17 protein-coding genes are annotated in these 22,458 nt (G+C 42.0%); 12 read left to right on the top strand and 5 right to left on the bottom strand.

Going from position 1 to position 22,458, the window contains the following annotated elements; all coding sequences use genetic code 11:
* Positions 1 to 48: 48 nt before the first annotated feature.
* The 5 genes from ACIGG7_RS14065 (at position 49) to helD (ending at position 6,911) form a co-directional block, all read left to right on the top strand.
* The gene (locus tag ACIGG7_RS14065) at positions 49 to 1,008 is read left to right on the top strand and encodes a LacI family DNA-binding transcriptional regulator (protein ID WP_397550020.1); all 960 of its coding nucleotides are present in this window, start codon (positions 49 to 51) and stop codon (positions 1,006 to 1,008) included.
* Between the two features lie 206 nt (positions 1,009 to 1,214).
* Positions 1,215 to 1,673 (top strand): large conductance mechanosensitive channel protein MscL, encoded by a 459-nt coding sequence (mscL, locus tag ACIGG7_RS14060; RefSeq protein ID WP_318246424.1) that lies wholly within the window; start codon positions 1,215 to 1,217, stop codon positions 1,671 to 1,673.
* Positions 1,674 to 1,770: 97 nt separating this feature from the next.
* On the top strand, positions 1,771 to 2,703 hold the full coding sequence (locus tag ACIGG7_RS14055) for an ATP-grasp domain-containing protein (RefSeq protein WP_397550019.1): 933 nt from the start codon (positions 1,771 to 1,773) through the stop codon (positions 2,701 to 2,703).
* Between the two features lie 127 nt (positions 2,704 to 2,830).
* Positions 2,831 to 4,099, top strand: coding sequence for an ATP-binding protein (locus ACIGG7_RS14050; protein ID WP_397550018.1), 1,269 nt, complete (start codon positions 2,831 to 2,833; stop codon positions 4,097 to 4,099).
* A gap of 544 nt (positions 4,100 to 4,643) precedes the next feature.
* Positions 4,644 to 6,911, top strand: a complete 2,268-nt coding sequence (helD, locus tag ACIGG7_RS14045; RefSeq protein ID WP_397550017.1) for an RNA polymerase recycling motor HelD — start codon at positions 4,644 to 4,646, stop codon at positions 6,909 to 6,911.
* A 52-nt stretch (positions 6,912 to 6,963) separates the two neighbouring features.
* Here the strand turns inward: helD and ACIGG7_RS14040 are convergent, their stop codons facing one another.
* Together ACIGG7_RS14040 and ACIGG7_RS14035 are read right to left on the bottom strand one after the other, a co-directional pair.
* Positions 6,964 to 8,733 carry a glycoside hydrolase family 66 protein gene (locus ACIGG7_RS14040; protein WP_397550016.1) on the bottom strand — a complete coding sequence of 590 codons (1,770 nt, stop codon included), beginning with the start codon at positions 8,731 to 8,733 and terminating at the stop codon, positions 6,964 to 6,966.
* A gap of 74 nt (positions 8,734 to 8,807) precedes the next feature.
* Entirely contained in the window at positions 8,808 to 11,348 is a 2,541-nt protein-coding gene (locus tag ACIGG7_RS14035) for a glycoside hydrolase family 31 protein (protein ID WP_397550015.1), read from the bottom strand.
* A 434-nt stretch (positions 11,349 to 11,782) separates the two neighbouring features.
* Here ACIGG7_RS14035 and ACIGG7_RS14030 point away from each other — a divergent pair, with 434 nt between their 5' ends.
* From ACIGG7_RS14030 to wrbA, 3 genes are all read left to right on the top strand, one after another.
* Positions 11,783 to 12,613, top strand: a complete 831-nt coding sequence (locus ACIGG7_RS14030; RefSeq protein ID WP_397550014.1) for an aldo/keto reductase — start codon at positions 11,783 to 11,785, stop codon at positions 12,611 to 12,613.
* 265 nt (positions 12,614 to 12,878) lie between these two features.
* Positions 12,879 to 13,289 (top strand): DoxX family protein, encoded by a 411-nt coding sequence (locus tag ACIGG7_RS14025; RefSeq protein WP_224941750.1) that lies wholly within the window; start codon positions 12,879 to 12,881, stop codon positions 13,287 to 13,289.
* Positions 13,290 to 13,370: 81 nt separating this feature from the next.
* A complete protein-coding gene (gene wrbA, locus ACIGG7_RS14020) occupies positions 13,371 to 13,985 on the top strand; it encodes an NAD(P)H:quinone oxidoreductase (RefSeq protein WP_397550013.1) in 615 nt (204 codons plus the stop codon).
* Positions 13,986 to 14,037: 52 nt separating this feature from the next.
* On the opposite strand, the gene ACIGG7_RS14015 is transcribed toward wrbA, so the two are convergent.
* Positions 14,038 to 14,922 carry an RluA family pseudouridine synthase gene (locus ACIGG7_RS14015; protein WP_397550012.1) on the bottom strand — a complete coding sequence of 295 codons (885 nt, stop codon included), beginning with the start codon at positions 14,920 to 14,922 and terminating at the stop codon, positions 14,038 to 14,040.
* A 171-nt stretch (positions 14,923 to 15,093) separates the two neighbouring features.
* Here ACIGG7_RS14015 and ACIGG7_RS14010 point away from each other — a divergent pair, with 171 nt between their 5' ends.
* A complete protein-coding gene (locus ACIGG7_RS14010) occupies positions 15,094 to 15,495 on the top strand; it encodes a YhcU family protein (RefSeq protein WP_224941747.1) in 402 nt (133 codons plus the stop codon).
* Positions 15,496 to 15,663: 168 nt separating this feature from the next.
* On the opposite strand, the gene ACIGG7_RS14005 is transcribed toward ACIGG7_RS14010, so the two are convergent.
* Positions 15,664 to 16,137, bottom strand: a complete 474-nt coding sequence (locus ACIGG7_RS14005) for a thioredoxin family protein (protein ID WP_224941746.1) — start codon at positions 16,135 to 16,137, stop codon at positions 15,664 to 15,666.
* Position 16,138: 1 nt separating this feature from the next.
* Entirely contained in the window at positions 16,139 to 16,564 is a 426-nt protein-coding gene (locus ACIGG7_RS14000; RefSeq protein WP_224941745.1) for a disulfide oxidoreductase, read from the bottom strand.
* 178 nt (positions 16,565 to 16,742) lie between these two features.
* Between ACIGG7_RS14000 and ACIGG7_RS13995 the strand changes: the two genes are divergently transcribed.
* The 3 genes from ACIGG7_RS13995 to ACIGG7_RS13985 all read left to right on the top strand — a co-directional run bounded on the left by ACIGG7_RS13995 (position 16,743) and on the right by ACIGG7_RS13985 (position 22,374).
* Entirely contained in the window at positions 16,743 to 18,416 is a 1,674-nt protein-coding gene (locus tag ACIGG7_RS13995) for a glycoside hydrolase family 13 protein (RefSeq protein ID WP_397550011.1), read from the top strand.
* Positions 18,417 to 18,625: 209 nt separating this feature from the next.
* Positions 18,626 to 20,167 carry a GNAT family N-acetyltransferase gene (locus ACIGG7_RS13990; protein ID WP_397550010.1) on the top strand — a complete coding sequence of 514 codons (1,542 nt, stop codon included), beginning with the start codon at positions 18,626 to 18,628 and terminating at the stop codon, positions 20,165 to 20,167.
* Between the two features lie 455 nt (positions 20,168 to 20,622).
* Positions 20,623 to 22,374, top strand: a complete 1,752-nt coding sequence (locus tag ACIGG7_RS13985; protein WP_397550009.1) for a phospho-sugar mutase — start codon at positions 20,623 to 20,625, stop codon at positions 22,372 to 22,374.
* Positions 22,375 to 22,458: the final 84 nt, after the last annotated feature.

The following is a 22,458-nucleotide window of genomic DNA, read 5'->3' as shown; positions in this document are numbered from 1 at the left end:
GCGTTTTTTCACGGTTTTTTTCACATAGTTGTAGTTAGGGGAATGTGTATGACAAATATCAGAAGTATCGCAAAGCTTGCAGGGGTTTCAGTTTCAACGGTTTCGAGGGTGCTGAACGACCATCCCTATGTAAAAGAAGAGAAGCGCCGAAAGGTCCTTGATGCTGTGGACCAGTTGAATTATATAAAAAATGCGAATGCCGTCCATTTATCAAAGGGGAAGACCTACAGTATAGGAGTGATTTTGCCATATTTGAATCTTCCATACTTCGGGGAGATTCTTCAGGGCATAGCTGGGGAAGCGTTAAAATACGGATATCACCTTCAACTTTTCCAGACCAACTATGACAGGGGAGCTGAACTTGATGCCTTTCATCGCCTGCAGATGAAGGAAGTGGATGGGTTGATCCTGACTTCACGCTCCAATTCATTGGATGTACTGGCCCCGTTCATTGGCCCGAATGTGGTTTTTTGTGAAAATGTGTACGACCCCACCTATAAAAAAGTGTTTATCAATCACTATCAGGGAATCAGGAGCGGTGTAGAATTTCTCCATTCAAAGGGACATTCCCGAATCGGGATGTGCTTGCACCGGACGTTTGGAACGAATAGCGAGGAGCGCATCAGGGGCTTTTACGACAGCTCAGAAGCCGCCCGCATGACGGTCTGTGACGACTGGATCTTTAATGACTGCTATGATCTTCAGGACGGGAGGGATGTGATAAACTCCTGGGAACAATTAAAGGAAAAGCCCACGGCCTTAATCGTAACGAGCGACCAAGTATCTGCGGGAATGTTGACGGAGGCAGGGAAAAAGTCCATCAGAATACCAGAGGATCTAGCTATACTCAGCTTTGATAATCATCCCATTGCCGATGCCCTCGGTATCACATCCTTTGAAGTGCCGATACGGATATTAGGGGAAGCAGCGTTTACATTATTTCTGGAAAAAGAACATCCGGAGCCGGTGGTACTGGATACCAGGTTGTTTAAAAGGGGAACCGTTTAAATACCACGAACGAAGAGGGGAGGAAAATAAGAATGTTTGGAGACAAAGAAGAAAAAAAGCTGGTCATTTTAATGGGTGTTGTCTCAATTATTTTGTTTGCTGTCATCGTTTGGAAATATCTTTTATAAGGAAATTTATACTTGTCTTCATATCTCGCATCATTTTCCCATATGGTAAGAGTAATGAAGCGGTAGGTGAGCTTAATCATGTGGTCAGAGTTTAAGCAGTTCATTTCGAGGGGGAATGTATTTGATTTAGCGGTTGCTGTCATCATCGGTTCCGCATTTGGTCAAATTGTAGAATCTCTCGTTGAGGACATGATGATGCCGGCAATCGGCATCTTGTTTGGGGGCATCAACTTCGAAGGACTTCATCTTCGGATAGGGGCAGAGGTGATTGAATTGGGGAAATTCGTTGGATCATTCGTTGATTTTCTTCTTATTGCCATGAGTGTGTTCCTGATGGTCAAAGTGGTCAACCGGTTAAAAGGCGGGGACCAGCCTTATAAGGTGAAACAGACGACAAATCTCGAAGTCCTTCAGGAAATCAGGGACATCCTGAAAGACGATCAAGAGGTGCGGTTGGAGAAATCCTCAAAAACCCGTGACTTCTTAACAAAAAGCGGTATGAAAATTCAAATGAGGACGGACCGTAAGTCAAAGTGAATTCTTGATCATTGACCTAAATCCTACTTTTATAGTAGGATTACTTTGTGTTGTAAGACCATTTAGTAAAATTCTACGAGCAAATGGGGTATTGATCGTGAAGAAAATTCATATTATTCATGAAAATAGTGATTGGACCAATCATTTAACGGCTCGTCTCGACGAACTTCAATTGCCTTACGAGGAATGGTTCCTGAATGAAGGACTCGTTGATTTATCTTCAGAGCCGCCACAAGGTGTTTTTTATAATCGTATCAGTGCATCGTCCCACACACGAAACCATCGCTATGCTCCTGAATTGACGGAAAGCGTCCTTTCATGGTTAGAGAGAAATGATCGTAAGGTTCTGAACGGAAGCCGTGCCCTGCGCCTGGAAGTGAGTAAAGTGAATCAGTATATGGCCTTGAATGCCTCTGGTATCAAGACTCCGAAAACCATTGCAGCAGTAGGGAAAAAGCAAATAATTGAAGCGGCTGAAAAGCTTAATAAGCCATCGTTCATCACCAAACATAATCGTGCAGGAAAGGGATTAGGCGTTCAGCTGTTTCATTCAATACATGCATTGAAAGACTATGTTTACAGCGATGCGTTTGAAGAACCTTTAGATGGAACGACGCTTATCCAAGAATACATTAAAGCACCTGACGCTTCGATCACCCGTTGTGAATTCATAGGAGGTACATTCATGTACGCTGTAAAGGTGGATACGTCAAAAGGCTTCGAATTATGTCCCGCAGATGTCTGCCAGGTAGACGATTTGTTCTGCCCGGTGGGGGAGCAAGAAGAGAAGCCAAAATTTCAAATACGTGAAGGCTTTTCCCATGATATCCTTTCAACCTATGAAGCATTTTTAAAAGAAAACCGGATCGATGTAGCCGGAATTGAATTTATCCAGGATGCAGATGGCACCCTCTACACATATGATGTGAACACCAATACGAATTACAATAAGGATGCAGAGGCAGAGGCTGGACAATATGGGATGCTTGAGTTGGCCCAATACCTTGGTGAACAATTAAAAACGGTGTAAATAAAAGACTCTCCTGTAGATCACAGGAGAGTTCTCTTATGTAAAATTGCGTTTTATTGTAACGGTTTGAGAAGTAGTATGGTAAAATTTTTAAGAATACAATTTCTTGAAAGGTCAAAGGGGAAGTATGATTATCTTTAATCAGGATGTTATTAATAATTTCTTTTATATCATTTTGAGTATATTTCTGATTTTTTTTCTTGTTGAAAAAAAGTGGATTCATGGTTGGTATACGAGGATGGCAACCTTCGTTTCTTTAAGTATGGCTATTATTCTGTGTATGCTTTCACCCATATACAATAACCCATATTGTGTCCACGACTTGCGGATGATTCCGTTTGTTCTTGGCATCATGTATGGGGGCCCTTATACAGGTCTCGCCCTATTGGCGGTCCTATTGGGATTCCGTACAATGATTTATAGTTGGAGCATGGTGGCGTTCGTTATCTATGTAGTGATTTACCTATTCACGGTTATTGGTATGAAGTGGTTCCATTTTCAACGGTTATCGAGCCGGAATAAAATCATATTTTCAGTGGGCATCTTTACATTTCATTCCATAGTAGCGGCACTTATTGCGAAGGCAATGACTATATTTGTGATTGATGAAAGCTATTTAATCAATTTCATCTTACTCCCTTCATGTGGAATGCTTATCCTGACATACATATGCGAGACATTGCTAAAACAGATTCAAATCAAGCAAGCACTCGTCAAGATAGAAAAGATGGAAGTGCTCGCTCAGTTGGCTGCCAGCATTTCACATGAGGTGAAAAACCCCTTGACCGTAATCAAGGGTTTCCTGAGGCTCCTGCAACAGGAAAATCTTCCAGTAGGTAAAAAAGAGCAGTATCTGACCATTGCATCTTCCGAACTAAACAGGGCAGAAGACATCATCAATGATTATCTTACATTTGCCAGGCCCGATCCTGAACAAGTGGAAACGATCTTCATATCGGAACAGCTGCAAAAGCTCGCCGACATGGTAGAACCCCTGAGCAATCAACAGTCGGTGGTTGTACATAAAGACATCCAGGATTCCGGCATCGTCGGGAACACCCGAAATTTTCAACAGGCATTTCTCAATATCATCAAAAATGCTATTGAAGCCATGCCTAAAGGAGGCACCCTCACGATCCATTCCAAGGTTCAAAAAGGGAATGTCAGCATCACCATCAGTGACACAGGCGTCGGGATGACTCCCATGCAACAAGCAAGACTCGGTGAACCTTATTTCTCGACGAAAGAAAAAGGGACCGGCTTGGGATTGATGGTGTCTTACCGGATCATTGAAGCGATGAGAGGCATCATTACCGTCGAAAGTCGTATAGGGAAGGGAACGAGTTTTCAAATTGTGTTCCCGGTAGATCACGTGAAAAACCCTTCATCTATATAGGTGGAGGGTTTTTTGATTGGTTGGGGGTGAGATGACAACCAAAAAGGCAAAGAGCGCCTTTCCGGGTGACTCGTCTTATGCTTGTCGCCCCAGGGCAAGCCCCTTCCGCTTTTCTGATTGTCCAGCTCCGGCGGCTAGTCCCTCGAGGTCATAAGTCAAATCAACCAAAAAGGCAAAGAACGCCTTTCCGGTTGATTCGTCTTATGCTTGTCGGGCCTGCCCAAGCCGCCTCCGCTTTTCATTGTCCAGCTCCAGGGCTTAGAGGCTCGAGGTCATAAGTCAAACATGCCAAAAAGGCAAAGAGCGCCTTTCCGGCATGTTCGCCTTATGCTTGTCGCCTCTGGGCAAAGCCCTTCCGCTTTTCCTATTGAACTTTCTTAAATTATCTGATAATATAAATCTCTGCTCCCAAACGCCTACATAATTTTTACAGATTTCGATATGTCTATCTAATCTTGTTTATCCATTGAGCGTCGTTACCTCGATGGAAGTGACAGGACGTTTTTTTCTCCATTGCGGCTAAAACATTTGGAAGGAGAAATGTATGACGAAGGAATCGAACATTCATCCCGATTTTTCAAGTGAAACAGAACGCTTAGAATTTACGAAGCGCTACATTGATGTTGTCATCAGCACATCCGAAACGAGTAAGGAAAAGTATAAGGAAAACATGGAAAAAGCTTTTGGAGATATCGATTGGGGCGAGTCCAGTGCTGCCTACATCGATATCTTGACGAACTCAAGCTTTTTTGAGATGTCCAAAGAAGAATTGGAGTCCCTAACAAAAGCAAAGACGAAACCGTATTTTGCCCGGATTGATTTTCAGCATGAAGGTTCGGATAAGCTGGAGAAGCATTATATCGGGAAGACCTCCCTGTATCAGCGGGAAAACCAGGAACAAATCATCGTGGACTGGCGTTCCCCCATCGCGAATCTGTACTACGAAGGAAGGATCGGCGATGTATCGTACGATGCTGAAGGTGAGACGTATGAAGGGGACTTGTCACTAAAGCGTCAGTACATGATTGAGGATGGCCATTTAGAAGAAATACGGGATATCGATTTGACGACTACAGATGAATTGCTTCAGGATTCTTTAGCCAAAAGCTCTAGTAATCGTTTAACCGAAATCATTTCCACGATCCAGGAGGAGCAAAACCGGATCATCCGTGCCGATTTAAACAAACCGATTATTGTGCAGGGGGCTGCCGGAAGTGGAAAAACAACCATAGCCCTTCACCGGATTTCTTACTTTATTTACAACTACAAACAATATTTCGATCCGAATCAACTGATGATCCTGGCTCCGAGTAATCTGTTCATCGACTACATTTCAGAAGCGCTGCCGGAACTCGGAGTCGAGCGGGTAAGACAGACTACCTTCACTGATTATGTTATGACTTGTTTAGAAAAGAGTCTTACTTTAGTCCAGGACGACAAGCTCATAAAGTTGATAGAAACCCACGATGAAGAGGTAAAGACCGCATCATGGATTTCTGGCTTCAAAGGGTCCAAAGCATTCAGGCGGATCCTTGATGATTACCTCGAGGAAATCGAACAGCGCTTTTATACATCGAAAGACTTCTACGTCGACAAATATAAGCTATACACTGCCAAGAAGTTCACTCATCTTTTTAAAGAAGAATATACGTATATGCCGGTTTATCGTAGGGTGGAGAAGCTTAAATCCCTCCTTCAAAGCTATGTTCGTTCGAACAAGAAGCAGATGGTGGAGAAGGTTGAGAAATTTTTCGATGAACGGATCGAAACGGCTTTATTTGAGCGTTCAAAGGCGGGTAACCGGAAGGAATATGTGTCAAAAGCCTTAGACAAGAAGAGCGAACGTGTAATAGAGATCAAAAAAGCGATCCGGACAAGTGTCAATGGATATATGAGACAGTTTGAAAAGAAGAGCCTGGATCAATACTTCATCGAGTTATTCTCAGATCCGGAACGCCTTGCATCGTACTCGAAAGGAGAACTCAGCAGGAATCAGGCTGAACAGCTCTGTCATTATACGTTGAAATACACAAAGAAAAAGAAGTATGAAGTCGAGGATCTGGCGATTCTTCTATATTTACAATCCCATTTATTCGGCATTGATAAATATTATAAAGCGAAAAACATCGTCATCGATGAAGCACAGGATTATAGTTATATGCAGCTCTACTCTTTGAAGAGGGCACTGGAAACCGATATGTTCACACTGGTCGGCGACCTTGCCCAGGGCATTCACTCTTATCGGGGGCTTCAGTCCTGGGAGCTTGTCTATCGGGATATATTTCCGCGGGCAACGTATACCGAACTTCAAAAAAGCTACCGTACCACGATCGAAATCATGGGGGAGGCGAATAAACTTTTGAGTCTCTTACCCTATGATTTTCCGAAAGTGAACCCGGTGGTGAGGCACGGAGAATCTCCAAGCTTTGATGAATACCATGAATTAGATGAATTGGCTACCTTGATCGAAAAAAAGGTGGAGGCAGGAAGAATAGAAGGATTCCAAACCTTCGCTGTCATTGGGAAAAGCATGAAGGACTGCGTGAAAATCAGTGAACTCCTCCAAGAACGACAGCCCGGAAACGTGAAATTGTTAGAAGAGCAGGAATCGATCCCAAAAGACCAAATTGTCGTCGTGCCTTCTTATCTGTCAAAAGGTCTTGAATTTGATGTTGTCCTTATTGTGGCAGTGGATGAAACATTCCACACGGAAAACGAGCTCGACATCAAGTTGCAGTATGTGGCCATGACCCGCCCTCTCCATAGGCTTGCACTAATAGGTAAGAGTAAAGACCAATTCATTGGCCTGTAAATCTATTAGAAAAGGTCCGTCCCTCTTAAACGAGGGACGGACCTTTTCTGGTTTACGTATATTCAATCACGACCATGTCCCAGTAGGTGATGGAGGGGAGCGTGAAGGAAAGTGATTGGTCGTTTTGGTCATGGGGAATGGTTCTGGGGACTCCACCCTCAACATCGGGTGAGGCGAACCATACCTTTTTGACTTCCCGGTCTGTTTCGATTGTGATGTCTATATTATTTCGCTCTTTCGGTATCCTTTGTGTGGCCGTAGTATCCCTCCAAGCAATTGAGTCGGCATCCAAAAGATTGATAAAGTGGAGCATCTGTTTATTCCCTTTCTCTCTTGAGGTATACCAAATAGAGCCTTTTTCAGCTGTTGAACGAAGGGGGATGGAATCTTCAGAATCTATCACAGCCTCGGATTTCTTCACATCGTCTCGAAGGATGTTTTCATAAGCTGTTAAAAAGTCATAATATTGAATGAGTTTTTGTTGCAGTGAATCGGTCATCTTTAAGGCATCATGTGGAAAATATTCCTTCGATAACATGTGTTCACCAAGCTCTAAATGAGCTCCTCCATTTGAAAAAATAGCACTATTGGAAAGTAGGATGCCGGCTTCATTGAACGTTCCTTCCTTGTTGGAGTGGTCATAATTCATATAGGCCGCAAGCACGGTGTTTTTACTGCCCTTAGAAATAAGGTGGTTTTGATCCAATAGGTTCTGAATATCATTAAAGGTTCGGTGCGGATCCCATACCTCGGTATAGAGAAATGGGACGGCTGCCTCGTTGATGGATTCCTGACCGTATTGGTTCACGGCATTCATGACGATCTGCTTGTCCGGTATACATTCATGGATTTTATTCAGAAAGGGTCCGAAGCTATTATCCAGAATAATCGAATCTCCCCATTCATTGTATACCTCTCCTCGATCCCCGAGCTGATCGATATGCCATCCATCAAAATCCAGGCTGCGGTAAACGGTTTGCTGTTGTTCAATAAGATAATCCTGCCACCATGGATTGGTAGGATTCATGATTTCTACATTGCTTTTCCAGTCTTCAGGAAGGAGATGCACGTCCTTCTTGCTCTGCTCCCGATCTTTGAATAGATGCCACTCCTTCGGAATATCTTTATTTTCAAAGGATCCGTAAAGGAGATTGTAAGCCATGGCTGTCATATTCCGTTCATGGGCAAGCGAAATGTAGGTTTGAATACTGTCAAACATAATCGGCCGGTTACTGATATCTTTCCATTCTTGTGCAGGGGTGCCTTCAAACATCTTGACAGGTTCCTGATGCTCATATTGCCAATCATAGAACTGGATCCCGTTAATATGGAAGCGGTTGAGTCGATTCATAATCTGTTTCATATGAATTTCATCCTCTGTATCGAACTTTGAAAGAAACCCATAACGTGGGAACTTATCCCAATCACTTGAAACATCGATGGCAATCGTCTTCATGTCCTTACGTTGACTTGATTGGACTTCGACTCTCACCATATAGCCCTGGTAGTCATTGGAGGGCGGTGTCCACTTCCATGACAGTTTTCCTTTTTGATTTATAGGGAGTTTTTTTTCTCCTACTTTTTGGTCTAGATGATAGTAGGATATGTTCACATTTCCAGTAGAGATACCTGTACTGAGTGTAAGATTGACCCCTTCACCTGGGAGGTAGCGGGCTTTATCCGTTTGTAATCCCGAAATAAGAGATTCCGAGTGTAAATGTTCCTGTTTATTCTCATGAGGTGAGTTGATTTTCATGAATAAGAGGATGCTTAAGCATAGTAATACTGCAAACAGGGGAATGATTACTTTGTTTTTGGGCATATGATTTCACCTTCTTCTTAGTAGAAACAGGGAGCCGATCAACAAGATCGGCTCCCTGTAATACAACCCTACGATTAGAATTTAATTTGTACTTTTTTTCCTTCATTCACAGGAATATTTACGTAAAGCGTTTTTGTTTCTTCGTCGTAGAAGTAAGAACGTTTCGTTTCAGTCATTTGGTCCATAGTCGAAACTTCTTTGTATTTGTTCTTGCTTGCCTGCACTTTTTTAGGAGCTTCTTCGTTGTTCAGCTTCAGTGTGTACTGTTCAAGTGCAGAGTCAAAGTTGTCCGCTTCCATGGATTGAGAGAATTCGATTTTGTTGTCTCTTTCTTCAACGTTGAAGTTGGTAATATCATACTCTCCATCTTCATGATCAAGTGATTCCCCATCATCTTCATAGAAGCTGTATGATGCTTCCCCGTCTACATAAGTGTCTAATACAAGGTTCGTCAATTCGTTTTCACCAGTGTATTGTTGCACTTCCCTAGTCGGGATGATGGAATCTTTCTTCACGAAGATCGGGAGGTGCTCAAGTGGAGCGGCAACATTGATGGTTTGTCCACCTTTATACTCTTCTTGTGTCCAGAAGTTCACCCATGTTTCACCTTCAGGAAGGTAAACGTCACGGTTTGTTTTTCCTTGTTCGACAACTGGTGCAAGCATCATGGAATCTCCGAACATGAATTGGTCGTTGATGTCATAAGTGTTTTCGTCTTTTTGATAGTGATAAACAAGTGGTTGTTGAACTGGCTTTCCTGTTTCTACTGAATCTTCAAATGCGTTGTATAAGTATGGTAGGAGCTTATAACGCATTTCAATATACTTCTTACTGATTTCTTCCACTTCAGGACCGAAAGCCCAAGGTTCCTGTCCTTGTTTTACAACTGCTTTTGCATCTGAATCATAATGAATACGAGAGAATGGAAGGAAAGCTCCGACCTCGATCCAGCGGGCAAATAGTTCAGCATCCGGGCGATCAGCGAATCCACCAATATCATTTCCGACGTTCGATACACCAGAAAGGCCGATGTTCATATTCATAGGGAGTGACATTTGCAGGTGTTCCCAGGTACTTGCATTGTCACCTGTCCATAGGGCAGCATAACGCTGAGACCCTGCGAACATATCACGCGTCAAGACAAATGGTCGTTGATTTGGTTTATACATTTCCCAGGCATTATAAGTTGCTTCTGCTTCATCATGACCATAAAGGTTATGATATTCCGTTTGAAGCATTTTATCGTCTTCTGTTCCGAAATATGAGTCAAGAGGCATTGTATGATTGAATTCCGGTCCATCAAGGAACACGGCTGGTTCGTTCATATCGTTCCAGATACCATCGATTCCAGCGTCAAATAATACATTCGTTTTAGAAGCCCACCAATCACGAACTTCCTCTTTTGAGAAGTCAGGGAATGCCGAATCTCCCGGCCATACCGGTCCGATAAACATAGAACCGTCTGCATTCTTCGCGAAATAGTCGTTCTTAACGCCTTCATTATACATCTCATAGTTTTCATCTTGTTTTACAGCTGGATCATTGATGGCAATCGCATGGAAGCCTTCCATTGATTTCAACTGTTGAAGGGCATCCTTATATTGATCGTCCCAAGTGAATACACGGTATCCATCCATATAATCGATGTCTAAGTGCATCGTATCAAGAGGGATTCCGTTTTCACGATATGTTTTTGCCACATCGACAATTTCGTCTGCTGTATACTCCCATTTACTTTGATGTAAACCAAGAGACCATTTGGCAGGCATATTCATTTTACCGGTTAACTCAGTGTAGATATCTAACACGTTTGAAATGTCAGGGCCGTACATGAAGTAATATGTAAGAGGACCGCCGTTAGCATAGAAATAGTAGTAGTCATCGGACTCACTAGCCATTTCATAATAAGAACGGTAGGAGTTATCAAACATGATTCCGTACGCTTTTTCATTTTTCAGTCCCATGAAGAAAGGGATGGAAGTATATACATATTTTGTATCTTTCGTATATTTATAGGCATCTGTGTTCCACATTCCGATGCTTTCACCGCGCTGGTTGAAGTTCAATCCAGCCTGTTCACCGAATCCGTAGAAGTTTTCACTTTTTTCGGTTTTCTTGAAAACATAAGGTTTACCATCTTCGTAACCGGATGAAGCTCCGTTTTTCATATAATCTTCATTGATGACATTTCCTTCTTTATCTAAGAACTTGACTCCGAATGGTGATTTGTTGATTTTAATGGTAAGTTCTTCTGTTTCAATTGTATAAACATCTTTACTATCTTTTGTTTTAAACGTTGGAGTTTTCCAATCTTTTTTTGCGATGGCTTTAGAATATTCTTCTTTCTGTCCATCTTTTAATACTGAAACTTTTACTAGATCTTTTGAGAAGATACGAATGAAGGCTTGATATTCTCCGAGATCGAATTGAACCCCATTATCGAGTTTCTTCACATCTTTTGCAGACAGCGTTTGGAGATTTTCCTTATTTAAAGGAGTGTCCGCCTCAGGCTGAGTGACTGCTGCTAATGCTGAAGTCAGTGAAGCCGATAGAGTAATCATGATTGCAATAGAGAGTATAAAGAAAACTCTCAAGGATTGTTTGGCTTGTGCCATGATAACACCTCACATAGTATATTTTGTTTTGCCTCGTTACTATACTAATGGGATAAAGCGGAGTCAACGCTTGTATAGACAAGTTTGTTTGGATAGTCTAAAGTCCCTAAAGACCGTTGTATCAACGGTTGAAAGCGCAACAACAAATAATGTAAATGATTTCACAAAAACTTCAAAATGAACAAGTATGACTAGTTTTTTACAAAATGTAATAGTAAGGGTGCCAAAAGGATGGTGTTTTGTAATAATTGATGCAGAATGAAGAGGGAGGACGTGGAAATCTAAGGTTCATCTTAAGTTTCAGTGGACTAAATCACTAGAGTGAGCGTAGATTTGTGATTTTCAGTAGAGAATGGCAAGAAGAAACTTTACAATCATAAAATTAGCATAAAGCACATTAAGTTTGTAAAATATTAAGTCAGGAGGGATGCATTATGTTGAAAAACTTACAAAGCACGAAGACATTACATAACGGAATTGAAATTCCTTATGTCGGTTTAGGAGTTTACCAAATGAAAGATCCGTCTGAAACGGTACAGGCTGTTCGAACTGCGATTCAGTCAGGATACCGTTCCATCGATACCGCGGCCATCTACGATAATGAGGAAAGCGTAGGACAGGGCGTGAAAGAAGGTGGAGTAGCGAGAGAGGAACTGTTCATCACATCGAAAGTGTGGAATAGCGATCAAGGCTACGATACGACCTTGAAGGCGTTTGAAACCAGCCTTAAGAAGCTTGAGATGGATTACCTCGACATGTATTTGATCCATTGGCCTGTCGAAGGAAAGTACAATGATACGTGGAAGGCAATGGAGAGACTCCATGGAGAAGGTTTGATCAAATCAATCGGTGTAAGTAACTTTCATCAGCACCATCTTGACGATTTAATGAAAAACGGCAATGAAAAGCCCGTTTTAAATCAAATTGAGTTACATCCCCGTCTTAATCAGGAGAAGATAAGAGAATTTTGTGCCTCTCAAAATATCGCAGTAGAGGCGTGGTCACCAATCGCTCAAGGGCGTGTATTGGATGAGCCTACTTTAAACCACATTGCAGAGAAGCACGGTAAGTCTGCAGCACAAGTGATTCTTCGCTGGCATCTTCAGAATGATGTCATTATCATTCCAAAGTCTGTACATGAAAACCGCATCAAAGAAAATGCAGATCTGTTCAATTTCGAGCTGTCACTGGAAGAGATGAATCAAATCAACCAGTTAAATCTCGATGAACGTTTTGGTCCAGATCCAGACAACTTTGATTTTTAATTAGCACTTTATACAAAGAGGTCCGTTCATACACGGGCCTTTTTGTATTTAAAGCATCATCTCGATTAATTAAAAACAAAAAAGTGATTGACAGTGAATGGAAGAATATTATACAATTATCTCGAATTAAAAATAATCACATTCGAGATAACTTGTCTCTTTTTTTTAACTATATATCTCAAATTCAAGATAATAGATATAAAAATAATTGAAGTTGAAATGTTTGAAGGGAAATCTCGATGGGAAAACATAAGGAGGAAAACAGATGACAGCATTAGCTGCGTTCGGTTTATTGGTTATTCGTTTAGTAATGGGATTGACGTTCGCTGCACATGGAACACAGAAATTATTTGGGTGGTTTGGAGGTCACGGGCTGAAGGGTACAGGAGGCTTCTTTGAGTCCATCGGAATCAAGCCAGGGAAGACAATGGCACTTCTTGCAGGGACTTCGGAAGTGGCAGGAGGAATACTATTCGCAGTGGGGTTCCTGACTCCTTTAGCGGCCTTTCTAATTATTGCGACGATGATCGTAGCAATCCTAAAGGTCCATGGAGCAAACGGTTATTGGGCGACCCAAAACGGTACAGAATATAATGTGATGCTCATTGTTGTTGCACTAGGGGTAGCTCTTGTTGGAGCAGGGGCCTATTCGATAGACGCAGTATTATTTGGATAATGTATTGATCTGCCTGCAATCTGATATCGTGTTTCACCCATTTATTATATAAATGACAATTCTAAAGGAGAGATTTCAATTATGTCTAACGTAAAATTGGCAATTATGTACTACAGTTCAACAGGTACGAACTATCAAATGGCGAAATGGGCAGAAGAGGCTGCAAAGGAAGCAGGCGCAGAAGTAAAGGTACTTCGATTTGAAGAGACAGCCCCTGAAGGAGCCATTGCTTCAAACCCGGCATGGGAAAAGCATTACAATGAAACCAAAGATAGTGTACCAGTAGTAACCCTAGATGATCTTGAGTGGGCTGACGCGTATCTTTTCAACGTCCCGACCAGATTCGGTAACGTTCCTTCACAAGTCAAAGCCTTTCTGGATACCACTGGAGGTTTGTGGTTCAATGGTAAGCTTGCAAACAAAGTAGTGAGCGCGACTTCATCTGCAAGTAATTCACACGGCGGACAGGAGCAGACGGTTCTGGCTCTTTATACAACCATGATGCACTGGGGGGCCATCATCGCAGCTCCGGGGTACACAGATCAATCAAGCTTTACTACTGGAGGCAATCCATACGGAACGAGTGTGACGGTGGACCAGGAAGGTAATATGGTAGAATCGGTCGAACCTGCAGTGAAGCATCAAACGCGCCGTACGATTCAAATTGCTGAAGCAGTGAAAAATGGATTGAATTAATCGATCTATTAAAAATGAGTCACGCTTGGATGAGCGTGACTCATTTTTTTGATTACAGACCGATATCATCGATGCAGTCAGCTATGCATTCGATCCGTTCTTCTGTCAGCGGATGTGGGAATGAAATACGGGCTGCATGCAATGCCTGTCGCTTTATTATCGGTTTTCCCCCATAAAGGCGGTCTCCCACGAGAGGATGACCGATGTGACTCATATGAACACGAATTTGATGAGTACGACCAGTATCTAATTCAACTTCTACCAAAGTAGTAGACCCTCTATCTTCCACCACTCTATAATGAGTGAATGCATCCTGACCTTTAGGCGATACTCTTCTTCTTGTATTATGGTGCCGATCTCTTCCAATCGGTTCAGAAATCGTACCTTTTTTCTGTTTCAACCGTCCATGCACGAGGGCAAGATAGGTGCGCTTGATTCTTCGCTCGGTAAGAAGCCTGTCAAGAATCGCTTTACTTAATGGATGTTTGGCAAACATAATCGCTCCAGATGTATCATGATCCAGACGATGGATATGCATCACCCTGCAGCTTTCCCCCTTTGACTGATGATGAAAAGCGACAAAGTTGGCCAGGGTATCCGTTTCATCGGGGGTATTGGGATGGGTATCAATCCCAGCAGGTTTATTGACGACAATCAGGTGATCATCTTCATATAACACATCAATTTCCCCGTAAGTAGGGGGGACATCGTAGGCTGCTTCCTTAAATAAATGAAGTTGAATCACATTTCCTGGTGAAAGGGGTTGAGTCCATGAAATCGATTTTCCATCCACCTTGATATCTCCGTCCATCCTCATGGAATGAACAAGTTTCTTTGGGGCTTGCCAGTGTTTTCTAAGAATTGTTTCAATCGTTACATTTTTCCAATTATCTGGAATGACTAGGTCGAATTGTTCGCCTTTTCTCCATGTTTTCATCAAAAAACTCCTTTAAAAGACAAAACTCTTATATTTAAATAGGTATTCATTCCTATCATAGCCCCTATTCGAGCCAATTCATGGGTATAATTACCACGCAGTTGGTTCTACTTCTATGTTATCCTTAATATATCTATTACAGAGAGATTACAACCATTACAAAGGTGGGTTATGATGGTGAAAGTATTACTAGCATCAACACATGAACAGGAAGATAAAATTCAAGAGCTCATACAGTACATGTATTGTACTATTTTCCCTGATTATTTCACAGATGATGAAATTGAACAATTTGATGAGATGCAGGTATTACATACGACGACGAGAAACTTTGAGTATTTCGGCACCCTTAAGGAAGCGTTTCAGGTGATATCATGTCTACAGACGTTGATTTCAATTATTGAAAGTGGATCAAGTGATGAAGTATACGAAGAAATGTTTTATCACAATGCGGGAATCCTTCAAAGTTTTGGCATGTTCTTTCCTTTATCGTATGATCAATTCAATGGAGAATCAGATTGTAAGCATAGCCTCAGCATATATTCGAGAGCGGATAACCAGCTGTTAGTCTAGTTTGAAAAGTTAGATACTTTCGAATAATTTAATAAAAATGTTTAGAAGGTACTTATGAGGGGAAAATGGCTTGTAATAAGTTAATCCTGAAGATACAACGTATCTTCATCTTGAAATTCCTCCTCACTTGAAAGGGACTGACCTGTGGAAAGGTCAGTCCCTCTTTTTTTATTCAGATTTCACGTTCTCTTCGAAAAATGCCTTGAAGTCTTCTTCAGGATGCTCTCCAACGATTCTTGCCACTTCTTTCCCATCTTCGTAATGAACGAGAGTGGGGGTAGCTTCAATTGCGTATTGATCCCATCCTTGTTCGAATTCAAGTAGATTGTATTGAACCATATCGACTCCCATGTCTTCGGCGAGAGGTGCAAGAGTAGGGGTCGTTCTTTTACAATGTATACAAGTTGAACTGTAGAAATAGACGGTCGCATCTTCTTTATTTTTTATCTTCTCTTCCAATTCTTCGGGAAGAATGACATTCTGGTAATTAGGGTCATCCAGAAGCTCAACGGTCGCAGGATCAAGCTTGGCTTTCTTGAATTTATTTCCTTCTGCTTTCTGACTGTTCTGGACGTTTGTGATAATCGCGATGGCTGCAAATAATCCGACAACCGCCACCAGGAATATGATGATTTTCTTCAATCTACTTGTCCTCCTTTATAGCTTTTAAAACCATGATGCTTGAGATGAAAATGATAATGAAACCGGTCATAGCCAGAAACGGGATCGTAACAAAACCGAACAGGTTGATATATTCACCGGTACAGGGGACACGTCCGCAGGCAGGTGCGCTTTCAGTCAAGAACGTAATTTTTTGAATGGAATAGTGATAAATGGAAATGAGAAGGCCAATTGCGGATAGTATGGTAGAATACAATGCCGCCTGAAAATCTTTGCGGGCATAAGCCACACCTAATAGAATGACCATCGGATACATCAAAATACGCTGATACCAGCATAATTCGCAGGGCTCGTATTTCATGATTTCAGAGAAATATAAACTTCCCATCGTTGCGATCAAAGAGGAAGCCCAGGCAAGGAATAACAGAGAGTCTGCTTTTTTGTTCATATAGAAATCCTTTCTATGTATATTCTATCAAATTATAGTATGTTATTATTATAAAAGTAAAATGAGAAAACTTTATGAAGAAGTATGATATTTTTTTAACGATTTGTGCAAGCGGTTGCAGAAAGCCCTTGCATGACTCCTTCCTTACGAAAATGAACCTTACTGGAGGAAAGCACATATGTCAAAACAGTGGTGGAAAGAATCAGTTGTCTATCAAATTTATCCACGGAGCTTCATGGATTCCAACGGCGATGGAGTCGGGGATATCAGAGGTATTATTTCTAAACTGGATTACCTGAAAAAGCTCGGAATTGATGTGGTCTGGCTATCACCTGTGTATGAATCTCCCAATGATGATAATGGGTATGATATTAGCCATTATAAAAAGATTATGGACGAGTTCGGCACAATGGCAGATTGGGAAGAAATGCTTGAGGAAATGCATAAGCGTGATCTGAAGCTTGTCATGGACTTAGTCGTGAACCACTCTTCCGATGAGCACGGCTGGTTTGTAGAGTCAAGGAAATCAAAGGATAATCCGTATAGGGATTATTATATTTGGCGAGAAGGAAAAGGCGGAAAAGAGCCGAATAACTGGGAATCTGTTTTTAGCGGTTCTGCGTGGGAGTACGATGAAACAACTGAAGAATACTTTCTCCATCTTTTCTCTAAAAAACAACCTGATCTAAACTGGGAGAATCCGAAGCTTCGTCAGGAAATCTATGACATGATGAAATTCTGGCTTGATAAAGGAATCGATGGCTTCAGAATGGACGTCATCAATTTCATTTCGAAGGTGCCCGGATTGCCCGATGCACCGAATCCTGATGGAAACACATATGCCTCAGGTCACGAGTATTTTATGAATGGTCCACGAATTCATGAATTCCTGAATGAAATGAATCAAGAGGTCCTTTCCCATTATGATGCGATGACAGTTGGCGAAATGCCAGGTGTGATACCCGATGAAGCGGTCCTATATACAGGGGAAGGCCGGAATGAAGTGAACATGGTATTTCAGTTTGAACATATGGATGTAGACTCGGGTCCAGGCGGGAAATGGGATGTCATCCCATTTGACTTGGTTAAATTAAAAACGATATTAACGAAGTGGCAGACAGAACTTCATGGGAAGGGCTGGAACAGTTTGTACTGGAACAACCATGATCAGCCAAGGATCGTATCCAGGCTCGGTAATGATGGAGAGTACCGGGTGAAGTCTGCCAAAATGCTTGCGACCCTACTTCACCTGATGCAGGGGACACCTTACATTTACCAAGGGGAAGAGCTCGGCATGACCAATGTCCGCTTCTCTTCTATTGATGAGTACAAAGATATTGAAACCTTGAATATGTATCGTGAAAAAATAGCCCAAGATATGAATCCTGATGAGATTATGCATTCCATTTACGTAAAAGGAAGAGATAATGCCAGAACACCTATGCAGTGGAACAGCACGGAGCATGGTGGATTCACAGAAGGGACGCCATGGATTGCTGCGAATCCGAATTACATTGATATCAACGCTGAGAATGCTTTAAATGATCCAGACTCGATTTTTTATTACTATCAGAATTTGATTTCCCTTAGAAAAGAACATGAAATCATTCCGTACGGAACGTTTGAACTTCACTATGCTGATCATCCTTCCGTATATGCCTATACTCGAGCATATGGAAACGAGAAAATCCTCGTCCTATGTAACGTATCAGGTGAACAGCAAGTCATTGAAAAAGTGGATTCCTTTGATGTCACAAAGGCTGATGTTTTGATCACAAACGAAGAACACCTTGAAAAAGATGCATTTACTCTACTTCCATGGGAGGCCACGGCTTACTATTTTAGAGGGTAATGGAAGGAAGCACCCATCAAATTGGGTGCTTCTATTTTTAGGCTTAATCCTAAAAGTCTGTTGAGATCAGCTAGTTACGTAAATCAAATTTCTTCAAATGTTTCATTCCCCTTTGTTAAAATAAAAGTGAAGGCCTGTCATGAACTTCGTTTCAACAGTGCACTATAAGGGTATATAATTCAGGTATTTTACGAAGGAGTCGATCATAGATGGCAGAAAAGCTAGACTTATCACAGTTTGAAAAGAAAATGATCATTCGTCCTATGGAACATAAGGACATTCAAGATATTATCAATATGCAGTCTGTTTGTTTTCCAGGTATGGACCCATGGAAGGTCGAGCATCTGGAAAGCCACCTGGAAGTGTTTCAGGATGGGCAGCTGGTTGCAGAATTAGATGGAGAGATCATCGGTTCATGTTCGAGTCTCATCATTAACTTCGATGAGTACGACGACCGTCACACATGGGATGATGTAACGGATAATGGTTACATAACCAATCACAATCCCGATGGATATAACCTGTATGGAATAGAGGTTATGGTGCATCCTGAATATCGACGCATGAAGGTTGGGCACCGTTTATATGAAGCAAGGAAGGATCTTGCAAGACAATGGAATTTAAAGAGTATCATCATAGGGGGACGCATTCCGAATTATTACAAGCATTCGGAAGAAATGTCCCCACGGGAGTACGTGGATTCGGTAGGGCGTCATAAGATATATGATCCTGTCCTTTCCTTTCAATTATTAAATGGATTCACTCTGATGCGGATCAATCCAAACTACTTACCTGATGACAAGCGTTCCCATAAATATGCGACGCTTATGGAATGGAATAACGTCGACTACCGGCCTTCCAGCAAACGTCATTTCAAGACGAGCTATCCGGTGCGGATCTGTGTCGTTCAATATATGATGCGTAAAATCAACTCCTTTGAGGAGTTTGCGAATCAGGTTGAGTACTTTACCGATGTGGCATCCGATGCGAAATCGGACTTTGTGGTGTTCCCAGAAATCTTCACCACCCAGCTCATGTCGTTCTTGAATATTCAATCTCCGAGCCTCGCTGTAAGAAGGTTGACAGATTTCACTGAGGACTACATTGAATTATTCACAGATCTTGCGGTTCGATACAATGTCAATATAATCGGAGGGTCACACTTCGTCAAAGAAGAAAACGATGAGATCTACAATATTGCGTACCTCTTCCGACGTGATGGTACGATCGAGAAGCAATACAAAGTTCATATCACTCCGAATGAACGGAAATGGTGGGGGATCAGCCCAGGGGATTCAGTTAGGGTGTTCGATACAGATTGTGGAAAAATTGCCATTCAGATCTGCTATGACATTGAATTCCCAGAGTTGGCCCGAATCGCAACTGACAAAGGGGCGAAGATCATCTTCACCCCATTCTGTACGGAGGACCGCCAAGGCTATCTTCGCGTACGGTATTGTGCACAGGCTCGTGCTGTTGAAAATCAAATTTATACGGTCATTTCCGGTACAGTCGGAAATCTTCCACAAACAGAAAACATGGACATTCAATATGCTCAATCAGGTATCTTTGCTCCTTCCGACTTTGAATTCGCTCGTGATGGAATCGTCGGGGAAACCAATCCGAACATTGAAATGGTCATGATCGGTGATGTGGATCTAGAAGTCCTTCGCCGTCAGCGTCAATCAGGTACGGTCAGACAGCTTAAAGACCGCCGTCATGATGTTTATGGCGTTCATTATAAGAAGTAGTCCCATACCATAAGAACGTACAAGATGTTGAGATAAGAGTATTATTAGTTAAAAATCCGAGCGATCATTTGAAATTCTTAATTGGATTTCGAATACGGTCGGATTTTTTCATTGTTATCTTGGTTATTAAGACAACGAGTTTTAGCAGGTTCTAGCTGTTGATTGGAGTGTAAGGCGAAGACTCCTGCGGGAAAAGCGGAATAGGTGAGACCCCGCAGGAGCGACAGCGACGAGGAGGCTCGCCTTCCGCCCGAGGAAAGCGAAGTCTTGCACGGAAATCAACAGCGGTGTCTGAGTAGTCTTTTTGTTATAGATAAAAAGGCAATTTCTAATTAAAAAAACTATGCTAAAATAAGGATTGAAAGAATCTTGTCGACATGTGACGGATTGTTTTAGAAGGAATTCTACAATATATGATAGAATTCAATATTATACAGCATTAGGAGGGGATCGTTTTGAGTTGGAAAACATCTTGGCAAAAGTGGAGCAGCTACCCGCATCTGGATGAAGAAATCAAAGAGCTTTTAGATACAATGAAAGGGGACGATAAGTCCTTAGAAGACGCGTTCTATAAAAATCTTGAATTCGGTACTGGTGGAATGAGGGGAGAAATCGGTCCCGGAACCAATCGAATGAACATTTATACAGTCAGAAAAGCCTCTGAAGGATTAGCACGATACATAGAAGAGCAAGGACAGGAGGCAAAAAATCGCGGTGTTGTAATCGCTTACGATTCCCGTTATAAATCACCTGAATTCGCTATGGAATCAGCGAAAACCTTGGCAACACACGGAATTCAAACCTATGTCTTTGATGAATTGAAGCCGACACCAGAGCTTTCTTTTGCCCTTAGGCAGTTAAGGGCTTACTCAGGCATAGTGGTAACGGCAAGCCATAACCCGCCGGAATATAATGGATATAAGGTATACGGAGAAGATGGTGCCCAACTTCCACCGCATGTAGCGGATGAAGTGATCGGGAAAGTGAATGCCGTCGAAAATGAACTGGAAATCCATGTGAAAACGGAAGAAGAGTTAAAGTCAGCCGGTCTCATTAAAATAATCGGGGAAGAAATCGATCAATCCTACCTTGAGCATTTGATTTCGATCTCTGAAAAGCCGCAGATTGCCAAAGAAACCGATCTTAGAATTGTATTCTCACCACTGCACGGAACAGCTTTGAATATGGCGGAAAAAGGTCTGAAAGCATTAGGATATGAGCAGGTTCACATCGTAAAGGAACAGGCAGTACCGGATCCTGAATTTACGACAGTAAAGTCCCCGAACCCTGAAGATAAAGCGGCCTTTGAATATGCCATCCGTGACGGGAAGGAAATCGACGCAGATATACTGATTGCGACGGATCCCGATGCAGACCGTTTAGGCGTAGCAGTTAAAGGTGAAACAGGCGAGTATATCCTTCTTACCGGAAACCAGACGGGTGCCATCCTGCTTGACTATATCCTTGCGCGCAAACAGGAAAAGAACATGATACCTGATAATGGACGTGTATTTAAGACCATCGTTACATCTGAATTAGGCCGCAAAGTTGCTGAACATTACGGAGCATCAGTGGAAGATGTGCTGACAGGCTTTAAATTCATCGGTGAAAAAATCAAAAAGTATGAAGAAACAGGCGAATATTCATTCTTATTCGGCTATGAAGAAAGCTATGGTTACTTGATCGGCGACTTTGCCCGTGATAAGGATGCGATTCAAGCCGTATTGATGGCAGCAGAAGCAGCCGCATATTATAAAAAAGAAGGAAAAACTCTCTTTGATGTATTGCATGAGTTATTTGAACAGCACGGTTATTATCAGGAAGGACTTAAGAGTCTGACCCTGAAAGGCAAAGAAGGAGCTGAACAAATTCAGGGAATCCTGAAGGAATTCAGAAACGAACCGATGCAAGAAGTCGCCGGATTACGTGTTGTGTCATCGGAGGACTATAAAGTAAGCAGGAAAGTGGATTTAGTCTCAGGTGTTGAGACTTCCATTCAACTTCCTTCTTCGAATGTATTGAAATATTTCCTTGAAGACGGATCTTGGATTTGCCTGCGTCCATCCGGAACAGAACCGAAGATTAAGTTTTATTTCAGCGTGATTGGAGAAACACAGGGTGACAGTGATCAGAAGTTACAGTCGCTCCAGAAAGCGATCATGTCGAAAGTGGAAACGATGATCAGTTCATCTGCAGGAAAAGCATAATACGGGGTACGAAGGCTGAAGGAAAATAAACGATACTTATCAGTTTGACCAGCCTAAAGAGTTGCATTTTAAGAACAAGAGATG

Origin of the sequence: Rossellomorea sp. NPDC077527 (assembly GCF_044542955.1) — a bacterium.
Taxonomy (GTDB): domain Bacteria; phylum Bacillota; class Bacilli; order Bacillales; family Bacillaceae_B; genus Rossellomorea; species Rossellomorea aquimaris_E.
The sequence above is the reverse complement of the archived record's forward strand: the minus strand, read 5'-3'. Positions and strand labels throughout refer to the sequence as shown.